The organism is Paenibacillus sp. FSL H8-0034 (assembly GCF_038000305.1).
In the GTDB taxonomy this organism is placed as follows: Bacteria; Bacillota; Bacilli; order Paenibacillales; family NBRC-103111; genus Paenibacillus_S.
In genome coordinates this window covers 6,736,074-6,752,002 of the sequence record NZ_JBBOBS010000001.1, presented here as the reverse complement: position 1 = coordinate 6,752,002, position 15,929 = coordinate 6,736,074, and the positions used below count along the sequence as shown (strand labels likewise).

General features: G+C 48.4%; 16 protein-coding genes. 12 read left to right on the top strand and 4 right to left on the bottom strand.

Annotation, left to right across the window (positions count from 1 at the left end):
• Positions 1 to 32 precede the first annotated feature (32 nt).
• The 7 genes from NST47_RS30280 to NST47_RS30250 all read left to right on the top strand — a co-directional run bounded on the left by NST47_RS30280 (position 33) and on the right by NST47_RS30250 (position 7,014).
• The gene (locus NST47_RS30280) at positions 33 to 929 is read left to right on the top strand and encodes an ABC transporter permease (RefSeq protein WP_262687312.1); all 897 of its coding nucleotides are present in this window, start codon (positions 33 to 35) and stop codon (positions 927 to 929) included.
• 3 nt (positions 930 to 932) lie between these two features.
• The gene (locus NST47_RS30275; RefSeq protein ID WP_341158454.1) at positions 933 to 2,969 is read left to right on the top strand and encodes an ABC transporter ATP-binding protein; all 2,037 of its coding nucleotides are present in this window, start codon (positions 933 to 935) and stop codon (positions 2,967 to 2,969) included.
• Positions 2,970 to 3,104: 135 nt separating this feature from the next.
• Positions 3,105 to 3,959, top strand: coding sequence for a CoA transferase subunit A (locus tag NST47_RS30270; protein WP_341158453.1), 855 nt, complete (start codon positions 3,105 to 3,107; stop codon positions 3,957 to 3,959).
• A complete protein-coding gene (locus NST47_RS30265) occupies positions 3,956 to 4,699 on the top strand; it encodes a CoA-transferase (protein WP_341158452.1) in 744 nt (247 codons plus the stop codon). Before NST47_RS30270 ends, NST47_RS30265 begins: the two co-directional genes overlap by 4 nt.
• Before the next feature lie 44 nt (positions 4,700 to 4,743).
• Positions 4,744 to 5,331, top strand: coding sequence for a cysteine dioxygenase family protein (locus NST47_RS30260; RefSeq protein ID WP_341158451.1), 588 nt, complete (start codon positions 4,744 to 4,746; stop codon positions 5,329 to 5,331).
• Between the two features lie 28 nt (positions 5,332 to 5,359).
• Positions 5,360 to 6,529, top strand: coding sequence for a CaiB/BaiF CoA transferase family protein (locus NST47_RS30255; RefSeq protein WP_341158450.1), 1,170 nt, complete (start codon positions 5,360 to 5,362; stop codon positions 6,527 to 6,529).
• Between the two features lie 2 nt (positions 6,530 to 6,531).
• A complete protein-coding gene (locus NST47_RS30250) occupies positions 6,532 to 7,014 on the top strand; it encodes a DinB family protein (RefSeq protein ID WP_341158449.1) in 483 nt (160 codons plus the stop codon).
• Positions 7,015 to 7,102: 88 nt separating this feature from the next.
• On the opposite strand, the gene NST47_RS30245 is transcribed toward NST47_RS30250, so the two are convergent.
• Entirely contained in the window at positions 7,103 to 7,579 is a 477-nt protein-coding gene (locus tag NST47_RS30245; RefSeq protein WP_076233064.1) for a MarR family winged helix-turn-helix transcriptional regulator, read from the bottom strand.
• Positions 7,580 to 7,684: 105 nt separating this feature from the next.
• Complete coding sequence (locus tag NST47_RS30240; protein WP_341158448.1) at positions 7,685 to 8,464, bottom strand: ABC transporter ATP-binding protein; 780 nt, start codon at positions 8,462 to 8,464, stop codon at positions 7,685 to 7,687.
• A 184-nt stretch (positions 8,465 to 8,648) separates the two neighbouring features.
• Between NST47_RS30240 and NST47_RS30235 the strand changes: the two genes are divergently transcribed.
• Genes NST47_RS30235 through NST47_RS30225 form a run of 3 tightly spaced genes read left to right on the top strand, consistent with a single transcriptional unit; the run spans position 8,649 to position 11,335 of the window.
• Positions 8,649 to 8,948: a hypothetical protein gene (locus NST47_RS30235; RefSeq protein ID WP_341158447.1), complete on the top strand. Its 300-nt coding sequence runs from the start codon at positions 8,649 to 8,651 to the stop codon at positions 8,946 to 8,948.
• Positions 8,949 to 8,975: 27 nt separating this feature from the next.
• Complete coding sequence (locus tag NST47_RS30230) at positions 8,976 to 9,356, top strand: DUF423 domain-containing protein (protein WP_341158446.1); 381 nt, start codon at positions 8,976 to 8,978, stop codon at positions 9,354 to 9,356.
• 50 nt (positions 9,357 to 9,406) lie between these two features.
• On the top strand, positions 9,407 to 11,335 hold the full coding sequence (locus NST47_RS30225; protein ID WP_341158445.1) for a sensor domain-containing protein: 1,929 nt from the start codon (positions 9,407 to 9,409) through the stop codon (positions 11,333 to 11,335).
• Positions 11,336 to 11,499: 164 nt separating this feature from the next.
• On the opposite strand, the gene NST47_RS30220 is transcribed toward NST47_RS30225, so the two are convergent.
• Positions 11,500 to 12,045, bottom strand: a complete 546-nt coding sequence (locus NST47_RS30220) for a hypothetical protein (RefSeq protein WP_341158444.1) — start codon at positions 12,043 to 12,045, stop codon at positions 11,500 to 11,502.
• Between the two features lie 177 nt (positions 12,046 to 12,222).
• Between NST47_RS30220 and NST47_RS30215 the strand changes: the two genes are divergently transcribed.
• Positions 12,223 to 12,525 (top strand): YunC family protein, encoded by a 303-nt coding sequence (locus NST47_RS30215; RefSeq protein ID WP_076233069.1) that lies wholly within the window; start codon positions 12,223 to 12,225, stop codon positions 12,523 to 12,525.
• A 140-nt stretch (positions 12,526 to 12,665) separates the two neighbouring features.
• Here NST47_RS30215 and NST47_RS30210 read toward each other — a convergent pair whose 3' ends face one another.
• Positions 12,666 to 14,642: a beta-galactosidase trimerization domain-containing protein gene (locus NST47_RS30210; protein WP_341158443.1), complete on the bottom strand. Its 1,977-nt coding sequence runs from the start codon at positions 14,640 to 14,642 to the stop codon at positions 12,666 to 12,668.
• Positions 14,643 to 14,892: 250 nt separating this feature from the next.
• Here NST47_RS30210 and NST47_RS30205 point away from each other — a divergent pair, with 250 nt between their 5' ends.
• Entirely contained in the window at positions 14,893 to 15,765 is an 873-nt protein-coding gene (locus tag NST47_RS30205; RefSeq protein ID WP_341158442.1) for a helix-turn-helix transcriptional regulator, read from the top strand.
• Positions 15,766 to 15,929 lie beyond the last annotated feature (164 nt).

The window sequence follows — 15,929 nt, the reverse complement described above, 5'->3', positions numbered from 1 at the left end:
TTGGAATCAGAAAATAAGGGAGGAGTTATCACATGCTTATGAATTCGGTTACGACTGAAGCTCTGGCTCCGAATAGAATCAAGCAGCAGCCACCGATTTCTTTATACAGGAAGGTTTCGTTCAGCAACCTGCTTCTTGGTTTCTCCATATTCATTCTAGCTGTGCTGGTCATATTCGCGATTGTCCCGCAGTGGGTTGCACCTTATTCGCCTACGGACATGCTAACGGACGAATTATTGAAGGCGCCCAGCCTTTCGCACATACTGGGCACCGATCAATTCGGCAGGGATGTGTGGTCACTGATCGTTTATGGGAGTCGGCAGTCGCTGATGATCGGGGTCATTTCCGTTCTGATCGGCGGTTTGATCGGCACCGCCATAGGACTGGTTGCGGGTTATTTCGGCGGTGTTGTCGATTCGGTATTCATGCGTATCAATGATGTGATGATGACCATTCCGGGTATTTTGTTTGCGATCGTGATTGCGGTCGTGTTGGGTCCGAGTTTTTTTAATGTGATCCTGGCCATCAGTATCGCTTCCATTCCGAATAAAGCCAGAGTCGTGCGAAGCCAGGTGATTACGATTCGTAATCGGCCCTTCATTGATGCGGCACGGTCGATTGGAACGTCTCATATGGAGATCATGTTCCGGCACATCTTACCGAACTGCTTTTCACCTCTGCTCGTTATGATGACGATTGGCGTAGGCAGCTCCATTCTGGTCGGAACCGGCCTAAGCTTTCTGGGACTGGGCGTCATCAAGGAAATTCCCGATTGGGGCTACATGCTTTCACAGGGAAGAAGCTATATGACAGTTGCCTGGTGGATCGCTACCTTTCCGGGCTTGGCTATTACCATATTGGTCGTTGTCGTCAACATGATTGGAGATGATCTTCGTGACCGGATGGACCCGAAGAAAGGCAGGGCATAACACATGAAACAGCTTCTTGAACTTCATCAGCTCTCGGTCGATTTTCAGACATCCAAAGGCTCGCTGAATGCGATTAACAAGGTTGATCTGCAGATCGGCAGCGGAGAAATTGTTTGCCTTGTCGGAGAATCAGGAAGCGGTAAAACGATTACCTCTTTATCGATTATGCGTCTGATTGATTATGATAACGGGCGAATATCCGGCGGTAATATTGAGTTTAACGGTCGCAGTCTGGTCGGTCTGTCACAGAAAGAAATCAGTGAGCTTCGTGGCAAAAAAATCGCAATGATTTTTCAGGAGCCCATGACTGCGCTTGACCCTGTATTCAGTATCGGCTTTCAGATTATCGAGGTGATCCTGCGTCATGAGACGATTAGTAAGGCTGCGGCTGAGGAGAAAGCGACTCAGCTGCTGCGCAGGGTAGGAATTCCCGAGCCGGAAATCCGCATGAAGCAGTATCCGTACGAGCTGTCAGGCGGGATGCGTCAGCGCGCCATGATTGCGATGGCTTTGGCCTGCGGACCGGAGCTGCTGATTGCCGATGAGCCGACAACCGCTCTGGATGTAACCATTCAGGCGCAAATTCTGAATTTGCTGCGCGAGCTGAAGGACGAATTCAATATGTCCATCCTGCTGATCACCCATGACCTTGGGATTGCCGCCGAAATGGCGGACCGAATTGTGGTCATGTATGCCGGGAAGGTCGTGGAGCAGGCTTCCGTTCACCAGCTGTTCGAAAGCCCGTCCCATCCGTATACGCAGGGACTGCTGCAGTCGATTGTCGCTATGGATAACGACCGGAATACACGACTGTATACGATTCGCGGCTCGATTCCGAGCTTGTCCGAGCTGCCCTCCGGCTGCCGGTTTCACCCCCGCTGCCCCTACGCGACGGATCGCTGCCTCGCGGAGGAGCCGCCACTTTTGAAGGTTAACGGGCGTGAGGTTGCCTGCTGGCATGCCGAAAGATTGGATAACATGGCGGCTGAGGTTTTCTGGGATTCAACCGTTAAGGGTGAGCTTGCCATAGGCAGGGATCGGAATGCCGCTGCGCTTGCAGCTTCTGGAGAGCATACCCCAGCACTGCTCGAGGTCAAACAGATCAAGAAATATTTTCCCATCAACGGGGGATTGTTTCAGCGGGACCGTGGAGCGATCCGTGCTGTGGATGACGTTTCCTTTCAAATTAATAAAGGAGAGACGTTTGGACTTGTCGGCGAGTCCGGCTGCGGCAAAACGACGCTGGGCCGGGTTTTGATCCAGCTGGAAAAGGCAACTGGCGGCAGCGTGCTGTTTCAGGGCAAGGATCTGGTTGGCCTGAGAGGCAAGGAGCTAAAGCAAACACGGCGTGATATGCAGGTCGTGTTCCAGGACCCTTTCGGATCGATCAATCCACGTTGGAAGGTTGGTGATATTATCGGCGAACCTCTGTGGGTGCACGATTCGTTAAAGGGCGCAGCCAAAAGGGAGAAGGTTGAGGAAGTAATGCAGCTCGTGGGCCTAAGCCCAAGCTGGTATGACCGGCATCCGCATGAATTTTCCGGCGGGCAGCGCCAGCGAATCGGCATAGCGAGAGCAATTGCGCTTAACCCGAAATTTATTTTGGCGGACGAGGCGGTTTCGGCGCTTGATGTTTCTGTTCAGTCCCAGGTGATCAATCTGATGCAGGAGCTGCAGGGACGATTGAATCTGACCTATTTGTTCATTGCACATGGACTTAATATCGTTCGTCATATTTCCGACCGGATTGGGGTGATGTATCTCGGCAAGCTTGTCGAGATTGCGCCTACGGACGAGTTATTCAAGCAGCCTGCCCATCATTACACGAAAGCGCTGCTGTCAGCGATACCAATTGCGGACCCCAACCGCACAAGAGTATTTGTGCCGCTTGAGGGTGAGATGCCTTCACCGGCGAACCCGCCTTCCGGCTGCCGGTTTCATACCCGCTGCCCGGCTGCGACAGCGCGCTGCAAAGAGTTGGTGCCCGAGCTGAGGGCGGTCGGACAGGGGCATTGGGCAGCTTGCCACTATCCGGTGTAAATCATACTTAATCATTGAATGTTGATCGAATCAGCAGATGATTTCGCTGGTGGGTGTGCTTAACAAGAGCTTCGCAGCTAGCGCTTTATACGTACGCAAGCTATTCAACAGATCGCAGCAAGGAAGGGGTAGAGGATGACCTCCCGATTATTTTCTATACAAGCCGCCATTGATTTGGTAAAAAATGGTAGTTCATTGGCGATAAGCGGCAATATGGAAATGTCTCCCATGGCGCTGATCCGCGAGCTCATTCGTGCTGGCAGGCACGACCTGTCCGTGATCTGCGTTGGCGCGGCAGCAATTAATGCCGATTTGCTGATCGGAGCGGGTATCGCACGAAGCCTCGAATTTTCACAGGTTTCGCTGGGGGAATTCGGCTTCGCACCGCATTTTCGCCGCCGATTCGAGGACGGCTCCCTGTCAGGCTTCGAGCACGCCTGTCCTTCGCTCGCTTCCGCTGTACAGGCGGGGGCGATGGGCATTCCTTTTATCCCAGTAAGGGGATTGATCGGAACGGATTATATGCGTATTCGACCTGATTTCCATATCATAAGCAATCCGTATGACGAGCAGGAGCAGATCGCTATTGTTCCTGCGATCCGCCCAGATACGGCATTGTTTCACGCCTATTCAGCGGATACGGAAGGAAATGTTATCGCCCATCCTTCGCAAAATAACCGGATATTAGCCCAGGCGTCTGGGCAGACGATTGTTTCCGTTGAAGAAATCGTATCGCCAGAGGAGCTGCGCCGTGCCGAAGGTTCGATAATTCCATCGGCATTTATAACGGCGATAGTGCACGCCCCATATGGAGCATACCCCACCAGCTGCCCTGGCAGGTATGAGATCGACAGTGAGCATGTGCGCACATATGTGGAAGCGTCTCGATCGGAAGCTGGTTTTGCCGAATATGTGAAGCGTTACATATTTGATCCACACCATCATGAAGACGATCGTAATGCTGTATCCCTTCGGGAGGTAAGCCGATGAAAACACGCTGCTACACGCAGGATGAGCTATTGATTTGTATGCTGGCTCGTGAATTAAAGGATCATGAGAAGATCGGTGTCGGGAATAACTCTCCTGTACCTGCCGCTGCTGCTTTATTGGCCCAAGCGCTTCATGCCCCCAATGCAACAGTCTACATTCTCGGTCAGCCGGATTGGCCCTTTGAAGGCACACACGAATTTTTCAATTTGATGCAGCGCGGCGGGATCGATGTATTTTTTTTGAGCGGCGCACAAATTGATGCCTATGGCAATATCAATCTCCATGTCATCGGGAATTACAGCGCTCCAAAGGTTCGACTGCCTGGAGGTGCCGGATCAGCGGTTGTTTATTTTATGTGCAAGCGCATATTCCTGTTCAAAACCGATCATAACGCCAAGGGATTTCCTGAAAAGCTGGATTTTGTCACTTCGTCTGCAAGCTCGGAGCCTTATGTCAATCGGAACAGTCAATTGGAGGGTGTGTTCACTCCACTTGGTATTATGAGGCCATCAGCCCGAGAGGGCGGAAGATTGCAGCTTTCCCATACGGCACCGGGTATCGAACCCCTTCATGTTCAGACGCAAACCGGATTTGAGCTTGGAATCACTAGCGTGCCGATTCTGGAAATAGCGGAGCCAACTGCAGAAGAGCTTCAACTGCTGCGAGGAGTCGTAAATTTGCAGCTGAAGCGGATTTACCCTGAATTTGCGCGAAATACGTTTGGCACTGTAGAAGCTTAACCAGCGATAACAGCAAACAAAATGATTATTATGGAGGATGGATCATGAGCAGCGTCTATGATTGGAAGCAATTAGAGCAGGAGATCGGCAGCGTACTGGAGTCCAACCAGGATTATCGCAGTATTATCGAGGGTGTCCGCCCCCTACTGCAAAAGCTGCTAACCTATGAAGAATTGATTCCGGCAGCTTACCAAGAGCCTTTGCCAAATAAATATGCCCAGTATTTACTGTACAAGCCTGATAACGAAGCGTTCTCCGTCATTGCCTTTATCTGGGGAGCCGGACAGACGGCTCCGGTTCATGACCATCTGGTCTGGGGGCTGGTAGGCTTGTACCGCGGATCGGTAATCGAAAAAAGATTTAAGCGTGAGGATCGTGGTGAATCAGCCGAGCCCCGTTATTCGATTCGCGAGGTTTCCGAGGTGAAAGCGGACAAAGGAGATATTACATTCGTGTATCCGCCGGATTATGATATACATGGTGTTTCCAATCCTTTTGATGAAATTGCGATTACGGTTCACATTTATGGAACAGATATAGGAAAGCAGGAGCGCCATATTCATGATGTGCAGACCGGTACTTACCGGGATGTCGTCACCAGACATGACAATCCGGTTCCGATCTACAGCTAACAGCTGAATACGACAAGGGGTGACCTACATGGAGCAGCTAACGAAAGGACCTCTTTCGGGCGTTAAAGTATTGGAATTTGGGCAGATTGCGGCAGGGCCTTTTGCCGGAATGTTATTTGCCGATTTGGGTGCTGACGTGGTTAAAGTGGAACGACCGGATATCGGAGACAGTATGAGGGAATGGCCGCCTTTTTTTGAAAATGACGACGGCGAAGCCTACAGCTCTAATTTTAGCTCTCTGAATCGCAATAAACGTAGTATCGTGATCGATTTTAAATCATCGGAGCAGCTGTCAAATCTTCGGAAGCTGTGTGCCAAAGCGGACGTGATCGTTGAAAATTTCCGTCCTGGTGTACTGGGCAAATTCGGTCTGGATTATAAATCCTTGTCACAGTCCAATCCCAAGCTGGTGTACTGTTCGATCTCCGGCTACGGACAGGAAGGGGCTTACTCGCAAAAGGGTGCTTTCGATGTGACGATCCAGGCGATCAGCGGCCTGATGAGTGTGACAGGCGAGGAACATGGGGAGCCGGTGAAATGCGGCGTACCCGTAGCTGATTTTGCCGCTGGCTTGTACGGCGCCTATTCCGTTGTTGCTGCGATCCTGCAGGCGGAGCGAAGCGGGCAGGGCGCCTACATCGATTGCTCGATGCTGGCAAGCGTTCTCGGTATATCCGCTCTGCAGACGAGCGAATATTATGGCAACCAGGTGGCGCCTGTACGTCTGGGCAGCGCACATCCCCGCAACGCTCCCTATCAGGGCTATCAGGGCAGCGACAAGCCTTTTGTCATTGCTGCCGGCAACGATAAGCTGTGGCGGGAGGTATGTGAAGCGACAGCTTTGTCGGCGCTCGTCGATGACCCGAGGTTCATCAGTCAAACCATGCGAGCCCGTAACCAAAAAGAGCTTGCTGCGATCCTGCAGCCGGTTTTCAGTACCCAAACGGCGGAAGCGTGGCTGCAGGAGTTTGATCGCAGAGGCGTACCGTGCGCTCCAATCAATAATTTTGCCGACATCTTGAACGATAAGGCAGTTGCCGATTCGGGTCTGCTGCATGAGCTTCAGCTGCCCAATAACACAACGACCAAGACGGTGGGCTATCCCATCAAGCTGTCTGGCTATCAATTTCAGATTTACCGCAAACCTCCTCTTAAGGGAGAGCATAATCACCAATTATTCGAAGAGTGGGGAGTATAACGATGAGCGAGATTACTTTAAGTTCTATTCATGATTTCCGGGCAACCTCTGCCTTGATTCAACAAGCGGTTGAAGGCTTGTCTGAAGGTCAGCTGGCGTGGAAGCCGGCAGTGGACAAGTGGAGCATTAAGGAAGTAGCAGCTCATCTCGTGGACGCGAGTCTGGTGCATTCCATACGCATACGCAAGATCGTGGCCGAAGGCTCCGCACAGCTGCCACCGTTTCTGCTCTATGATCAGGACGCATGGGTGGCCGATTCCAGAGCCAACGAAACCTCTATAGCAGAAATATTAAGCGCTTTTCAGGCGATTTTACATTATAATGCGTTGTTTTATGAGCGATTGACGGAGGCAGACTGGAGTAAAAAAGGATTGAACGGGGAAAAGGAAGTTACAATCTCGGATTTGTTTCAAGGCTTCATTAACCATGTGAATATACATCTAAGACAAATCGACAGGAACAAGGCGGCGTGGTCTGTGAAATAATTCATATCCCGGATTTCAGCACTCATAGCGAATAACCCTTCAACGTCACGATTAGAGTAGGAGGGTTATTTGTTTATTTGCATCTGGCTTATATTTGGTTGTAATGATTCATGATCGAGTTGATTTTGCCTAACTCCCGTTCCATATTTGCGAGCTGCTCCTGAGGAATGGCAGTGAAAATATGCTCTCCCCGCGCCGTGAACTGCTCTCTGATTTCTGTCAGCTGACGGATACCTTGTTCGGTCAGGCGCACATTAATAATACGCCGATCCTCCAAGGAACGAATGCGCTCAATCCATCCTTGTGATTCGAGCTTGTCAACTAAACTGGTAGCTGCACCAACGGTAATGGACAAAAAACCGGCAATATCGTTCATTTTTAATGATGGTACATGCTCCAGTTTGAAAATAAGGCAAACGGAGGAATAAGAAATACCGCTCTCAATACTCATAAGCTGAATCATTTGCTTAACTTGACGATTTAATTCCATTAAAGACTTCCATAGAGACGATACAGTCGTTGCCTCGATGACGGTTTCCTTGCTGTTGTCAGAAATTGTGCTCATCAGACTCCCCCTTACTTCCAGTTTAGTAACTGTTATATTTACTATAATAGCACAAACCCGAGCCAAATAGTTCATTTGGCCCTGCGGGAGTTGAGCTGTGCATGGTTAAGTAACCGACAGCCAAGGGCGATCCTGATGCCAGCGAACGTCAACAGACGTTTCAAAAAATGTGGATAGATTTGCTCCTGTTACTACATCACGAGTTTTGCCCTGCATAAAAGCTTCTCCGCGGCGAATCAATAAGCTATGACTGAAAAGAGGCAATATTTCTTCCGTATGATGGGTGACATAAAGGAGATGAGGGGCATCAGGCTGCGCAGCCAGCTCTGTGATGCTCGTAAGCAGCATCTCTCTTGATATGAAATCCAGTCCGTTGCAAGCCTCGTCCAAAATCAATAAAGCCGGCGTGGCCATTAATGCTCTGGCTATGAGCAGCTTTTGCTTTTCACCTTGCGAGCAGGTTTGATAAGTCCGGTCTACCAGATGGCTGCAGCCCAACCGTTTCATCAAGCTTAAAGCCTGCTCGTAATCCTCCTCAGTCGGCTTTTCATATAAACCGATGGAGGCATATTTACCGCTGATTACGACATACTGTGTACGATCCGAGCCGTACAGCTTCTCTTGCAAGGAAGAGCTTACCCAACCGATCGTTTTGCGAAGCTCGCGGACATCCACATCACCAAATTGATGTCCCAATACTTGAATACTTCCTGAGGTTGGCCACATATAACCATTTAAGAGATTCAGCAGTGTAGTTTTTCCGGAGCCGTTTAAACCAAGTATAGCCCAATTCTCGCCTTGATTGACCTGCCAGTTGATACAATTAAGCACAGTCTTCTGATCTCTTCGATAGCTAACCTCGTTCATATCAATGATGGTATTCATAAGCCGATAGCCCCTCCCGCATAACCGTTATTCGAAAAATTATATCTCAGGTTTTATATTTATTACAAGTAATATTACTAGGCATAGGACTTGGTCCTACAATTTTTTGGTATAAGCAGGAATTAAGGAGGATTATGTCGAATTCAAATTTTTGAAGCATCAGCACAGCTAAGGGGGAGTTTGAGTGAAATATTTAATCAGTCAGTCTGTGAAAATTGTTGATATGAACGATGAAATTATGGCAGAGGTATTGTTTGATCATGGTGATTTTGAGCTGTCCGCGCTCGCTGTAGGCTCTTCCGTTATAACGAATGAATTGGGATTAAGACAGTTTGATGTTGTCTATGATAGACGAGAGGGCAAGAAACAGCGCATTCGCATTGTTGATATTGAAATTGATTTGATCACTCAACCTGCCACGACACGAGTGTATCTTGAACCCAGAACATTAATTATTGGCCAGCATGACGTTGGCGAGGTGTAAATCTATTACTACGTGGAGGCTCATGGAATGAATGCTCGTTTTGTGATCATTGGCTGTATTTGCGCCTTTTTGTCTGTTTTATTTGGTGCTTTTGGTGCACATTCACTAAAGGATGCATTACCTCCGAACATGCTTGCTAACTTTCAGACAGGTGTCCAGTACCAGATGTACCATGGACTTGGACTAATCCTTATTGGCTTCGCATCCGCCTACCTACCGAATAACAGCAGTCTGAATAAAGCAGGCTGGTCGATGCTGATCGGTATTGTATTATTTTCGGGAAGCCTGTACGTGCTCAGCATGACAGGAGTCACGATGCTTGGCGTGATTACGCCGTTTGGCGGGGTAGCCTTTTTATTGGGATGGTTATTTTTTATTAACGCAGCAAGAAAAAACATCAAGAAATAGGTTGAGCTTGGGGTACTATCTGTAATATTCTGCAGAAGGGGGGCTCTATGATGATTAAGGCTGCCGGCTCCAGTACGGTTCCCGCAAAGCTTTACGTAATATTCGCTTCCAATTTTCTGTTTGCCTTGGCAGTGGCTTTGCGGTTCCCCTACCCTCTTGTTGTGGGATTCAGTACAATTACATTCGTTTATCTTGGTCTTTTGTTATATCGCCCCGGATGGTTTGTCAGCAGCAAGCAGGTCAAAGGTTGTACTGTGCATGATTCGATGGAAAGCTGGCTAAAGGAAAATCAATCTGTATTTGAATCTTTGTTCGAGCACAATCCTAACATTGTATTTTTGATGGATCGCGATGGTGTGATCATCAAAGCAAACGGGAATACGGAACAAATTTTGGGTTATTTGAAAGAAGATATGAACAATCGTTCCTTTCACTCGTTGCTCTCCGAGGAAACCGTCCAACACTCCTTGCAGGCTGTTCAAGACGCTTGTGAAGGCACTCCGCAAACTTTCAAAACGGCCGTACAGCATAAGGATGGCTATCGGGTTGATCTGGATGCTACGGCTGCCCCCATTAAGCAAGGTCTGGATGTTACTGGTATTATCGTCACTGGTCAGGATATAACCGCTAACAAGCGAACAGAAGAACGAATTCGCCATATGGCTTATTATGACGATATGACGGGACTTCCCAACCGCAGCCTGTTTGTCAACCAATTGAACGAAGTGATTTCCAGGTCGTATCCGCCTCATGGATTTCTGGTTGTATTCTTAATAGACATCGACCGCTTTAAGGTGGTCAACGATTGCTTTGGCCATGATTATGGGGATATGCTGCTGCTGCAGCTTGCGGAGAGGTTCAGTCGCTGTATCACACCCGATGACTTTTTGGCACGTACCCAAGGTGATGAATTTGCATTATTTTTCACTGGACGCTCTTATACGATCCCAGTGACGGAGCTCGCTGAGCAGGTGATGGCGGTTCTGGAGGAGCCCTTTACATTAGATGCGTTCCAATTACATATTACGGCAAGTATCGGTATTGCTCTGTTATCAGATGAAGAGCTGGATGCAGAAACTTTGATCAAATACGCAGACATTGCTTTAACTCATGCCAAGAATAAGGGCAAGCAGACCTATCAAGTCTTTAATACAGAAATGAAATCCGATTCCTTACAGCGGCTAACCCTTGAAAATGACCTGCGGCGGGCATTAAGTCATAACGAGCTGATGCTGTATTATCAACCGCAAATGGATATTGAAACGGGTGACATTGTCGGCTTTGAAGCTTTAATTCGGTGGCTTCATCCCGTCAGAGGGCTCGTACCCCCGAATGAGTTTATACCTTATGCCGAAGAGAGCGGTTTAATCGTACCGATTGGTGAATGGGTGATGCAGGAAGCATGCCGCCAAAATAAGCAGTGGCAGGACGAAGGATTTCTGTTTGTACCTGTGTCTGTGAATTTATCAACCCGGCAGTTTCTCCAGCATAACCTGCGCGATCAAGTATCGGAGGTTTTACGACGGACCGGTTTGGCTGCATCTTACCTGGAGCTTGAAATTACCGAAAGCAGTACGATGGATGTTGACTTTGCGATTGGTGTATTACTGGAGCTGAAAGCTTTGGGTGTGAAAATCAGTATCGATGATTTTGGTACAGGCTATAGCTCATTATCCTATTTAAAAAGATTCCCAATCGATAAGCTGAAGATCGACCAATCTTTTGTACGTGACATCATGACAGACCCTAATGATGCAGCGATTGTCGCTTCCATTATTTCAATGACGCGGCATATGAACCTGAGGGTGATCGCCGAAGGGGTTGAAACGGAGGATCAGTTGGTTTTTCTGCGCAACAACCATTGTAATGAAATACAGGGCTATTGGTTCAGTCCTCCGGTCAGCACGGTTAAGGCGGAGGAGCTGATGCTGCGTATTCAACAGGTAGCAGCCCATCAGGATGAGGAGTCAGGGGAATAAAAAACGCCTTTAACGTGGGAGAGAATCGTATCCCCGTTAAAGGCGTTTTTTAAGAGATAAGACGTTCATGCCACGAGGTGGCATGAACGTCTTATCTCACAAGAAAAGCTACATATAAAACACGGATGTATCTTCGTCGAATAGACTTCGATCAGAAGCTTTTCTTATGAATTTACTGCGAAATCATCAATTTCGTTGATTTTGAACAGGTAGACTTGCTTCTCATCAACATGATACACGGAGACCATGCCACCGGGCGCATCCACATTTAGAATACGACAGGGCAGGCTCAGCTTGATGCCTTTGGCTTTGACAATGGTGAGACGAACCAGAGAATTGCGTTCCTTAAAGCCCTGAAATTGATCCCAGATGGCTTGATGCGGATCTTCCAGCTTGATGGAGCTGGCGACGCTATCCTTCTTCATGTTCGGGGCGGCTGCAGCTTTATCCAAAGGCTTGGTTGTTTTAGTTTTATCTGGTTTTTCCTCGGAATTGGTGTCTGCTTGTTGCTTGCTAATCGTTTCCCGCATGATGACCTCAATGGTTTTACCTAAATGAATGCCCTCTTTGACCAAATAATCTTGAACTTCGGATGTATTTAACAAGTGGAGTAGCTTCTCCAGAGCATGGCCATTGGATTCGCTTTCAATCAGGATATCTACATTGAATAGAAATCTGCGTTTGTCTATATGATTTTGCTTAATATCCATGTGGACTCCTCCATTTGAACGATGCCTAACCTAACTATATCACTTTTTCTAGTACAAAAGTAGCCCATACTTTTACGAGTTCATGACCAAACCACTATGTATTTTTCCGAATAGCCCATAACTTTCATCAGCGCTGTTCATATACTGCAGTGTAAGTTTGATAAAGGAGGTGCGTATATGATCCAGATGCATCCTGTTGAAATAGACGGTTTCACGGCCTTGGCGATTGAGGTTAAGCTGCCCAAAACGACGCTGATTGTAGTGACAACTGACCGTGGATATATTATGTGTGGAGCCCTGGATGTCGGACTGCTGAATGAAAGATTGAAGGATCGCCACATTCTTGCAGCGAGAGCAACGGGAGTCAAGACGATCGAAGAACTGCTGGAGGCTCCACTGGAATCCGTCACCTATGAAGCAGAACGCTTGGGTATTGTACCGGGGATGAAGGGTAAGGATGCGATAGGGTTAATGCGTTAAATGAATCGGAAGCAGAGTAGATACAAACGAAAAAAGCCTGATTTCTCAAGCTTTCTTCAAAATAAACTGTGTGAAACTTTACCGAATCCGGCAGCTGCAATTTCAATTCTGATGCGATTGCGATATCGTTCCCGTATTCCTCAAACCTCGATGACAACCATCTGATGACATTCCAGCTTTGGCACCGTATAGGATACATCAGTCCCCGCTTCACTCACCGCAAATGGCAGTGGCTCCATTTGCGGTGCCAGGTAAACCTGCTTAGCTTTCTTTCCAAGCTTCACCGTCACTTGGGTATCGTATATAGGCACAATGTCCTCTATCACCTCTACACCATTGCCGCGCTTGACGGGAGAGGCATACAGGATATGATTAATGTAGCGATGCTGGGCCGGCTGCTCCATCAAGGTTACAATACCCTGCGCAGGCAGATTGGTACTCAAGGTTTTATCCGGGAGCAGACGGTTCAGCGCAAATAGTACGCATTCCTTCAAAGCGAGACTGCCTTTAGTCGCATAATCGCTGAATACGTTCCAGGCCAAATAAATCCCGTTCGTGCTCTCGACCATGCCAGGGCCGTCGTACTGCTGGGCGCTTGGGGTATGCTGATGGGAGCAGAAGGTAAACACTTCCCGGTTAAAATAAGGATTTTCCCGCCTGCCGAGCTCTTGTCCGTCGGTTAAACTTACGCGTTGTCCATCTGCGTAGAAAATAAAAGCGGCATTCGAGAGGTTAGTCAGCTCAAAGCTTGGGCGGAAATAATCGGGTTTATACGAATTGGGTCCTTCCCAAGCGACACCCAGATCTATGGCAAATGCATCTCCTGCTTCGTTCAGTCCAGAACGTCCGGTAGCCAGAATTTTGCCGCCTTGTGCCAAGTAGGCATTCAGCTTGGCCTGCAGCTCGGGACTGACCAGAATGTCGTCAGGAAGAATCAGTACTTTATAGCGTGTATAATCACTGTCCAGATCGACAACATCAAACAAAATCTTTCCTTCGAGCAGCATACGTATGGCCCCGGCATCTGCTGATCCAGAACGGTCCTCACGTTTTTCTTCCTTGAACGCACCGATAGCTTCAACAGATAGCAGGGCAGCGTCGGCAATCGCTTGGACATCGCTGCACCAGGCTTCTTTTTGCTCAACTTCACGATAAGCCGCACCAATTAAGGCATAAGTAGCCGGATCCATCAACCCTTCCGGATGAAGCTGATCGCCGATTGAGCAGCGTGCGCCGTTAGCAATACTGAGGGCGGTTTCATAACGAAGCGCGTTGGGATGCTTATACCCGCCGAATTCGCCCCAGGTTGTGTGGAATTTTCCGGTCATGCCGAGATAATCCATGCCAAGACCCTGAGCGTAACGTGCGGAAAGCGGGAAATGATCGTAGCCCCAGCCCCCGGTCGGCAGCGATTCCAGCTCCAAATGTGTGTTCATGGCGGACAAGTCTCTGCGTCCACGGCGAATGTGGCCTCCATTGTGGAAAACAGGCAAACCAGGCTTGATGGCGTCAATCGCTTCACGAATACATTGGGTATAGTTGGCATAGACGCGCTCCCCTAAGGCAACGACCGCCGCGGTGTCGCGCGGATCCTGTCCCTCATCACGAAGTGTACGAACACAATTGTGGCAGTAACATTTACGTACGCCAACAATATCGAGGAAGATACCGTCCCCCTCATACTTGCGGACAACCTCCTCTACCTGGCGTACGAGTACGTCCAGATAAGGAGAATTCAGACAAAATTGGTGATAACCCGGCTTCATAAAGCCATCCAGCCAATTGGTGTTGTCGTTAATATCCCGGATCAACCATTCCGGATGGCGGCGTGCCAGCTTCTCATCCAGTCCTGCCGATACATAAATAGGGGTTTTGACATCAATCTCATGGGCTGCTTCTATCATGGCACCTAACAGATCAAAATCCAGATGGGGGTGCCTTTCATTATCCTCGGTAGGGTGATAGGCCCAGCCATGATGACATTTGGAAAAAATCGTTATCGAATCCACATGTCCTTGGATCAGCATGTCCTGAAATTGCTGCTTGGAAAATTGCTTGCCGATATTGGGAATCGCCTCTGAGGTGTGAAAATCCAAATGTACCTGACGAAAACGCATAAATGACACTCTCCTTCAAGGGTAAATGATGGTGAATACGGATACAATGAAGACTACCTTACCACTATAAAGCCCGCCGGGAGAAGGGAATAGGCGAGCTAGCGACTTTTTATAGCACATTTTCGACTGGAATCGTTTGTGAATGAGTTTTGTTTGCGTTACACTGAATATACAAAGACCTGACAGGCTGGAACATTAGGTTACGCTTACGATCCAAGCTTTGCTACGCAAAAGTCTAAGGAGTGTCGAGATGGATATCCTCCAGTTACCTATTCCGCCGCTTCCGCAGTTTCTAACCATAGGCCACTCGGTTTGGAAACCGGGTATGCAGCATTTTGAGCGATGCTTTGAGGTTTACGACATGTTGATTGTGTGCTCTGGGACCTTATATATGAGGGAGGATAGCATCCCGTATGAGATTCAGAGCGGGGAAATGCTGCTGATGGAGCCGGGACGGACACACTGCGGGTATATGCCATGCACGGAGGACACCTCAATTTACTGGGTTCATTTCAAGCACGAGCGTCCAGTAGCAAGAATGGCCGAGAAACAAATACCTTGGTCAACCCTGGTAAGCAGAGGAACAGATAGTGACCTGATTCCCTCGGAGCAATCATTATTTCTACCCAAATATGGCAAGATCGATATCCGGCCGCTCCTGCCAACGCTTGAAGATATGCTGCGGCTGCGCAGCAGTCTCACCTTAGAGCATGCCGTTGATGTACAGGTAGCCTTGGGCAGGCTGCTGTCCCTTGTGCAGGCAGGCTTGAGAGCGAACCGCCGCTCGACAAGATCTCATGTGATTGCCGAGCAGTTCAAGCTGTATATACGGGAGCATAGCAACGAGCCGTTCGAGGCACAGCGGGTTGCGGATCAGCTTCATTTTGACTTTGATTATGCTGCCCGCTGTCTGAAGCAGCATACCGGCATGAGTCCGCTTCAGTATCATCATCTGATGAGGATGGAAGAGGCCAAGCGGCTGCTTGTTCACAGCAGCATGCCTGTTCAGGAAATAGCAGCACAGGTAGGTATTCATGATTACAACTACTTCATCCGTTTGTTCCGGAAGACAGTCGGGATAACCCCTGGATTATTTCGTAAATCCTCGCAAAGCTACATATAGTCCATGAATCATATGTTCGAATATCGTTTTTTATATAGCACATTACCGTTGATCCTGATGATATGTGGTAACGTTTTGGTCACAGGATATACTTTTAACAGGAAGTTTGTTACTTTTAATAATGATTTCAACGACTACAGACATTTTGTATAAAGAAAAGAGGC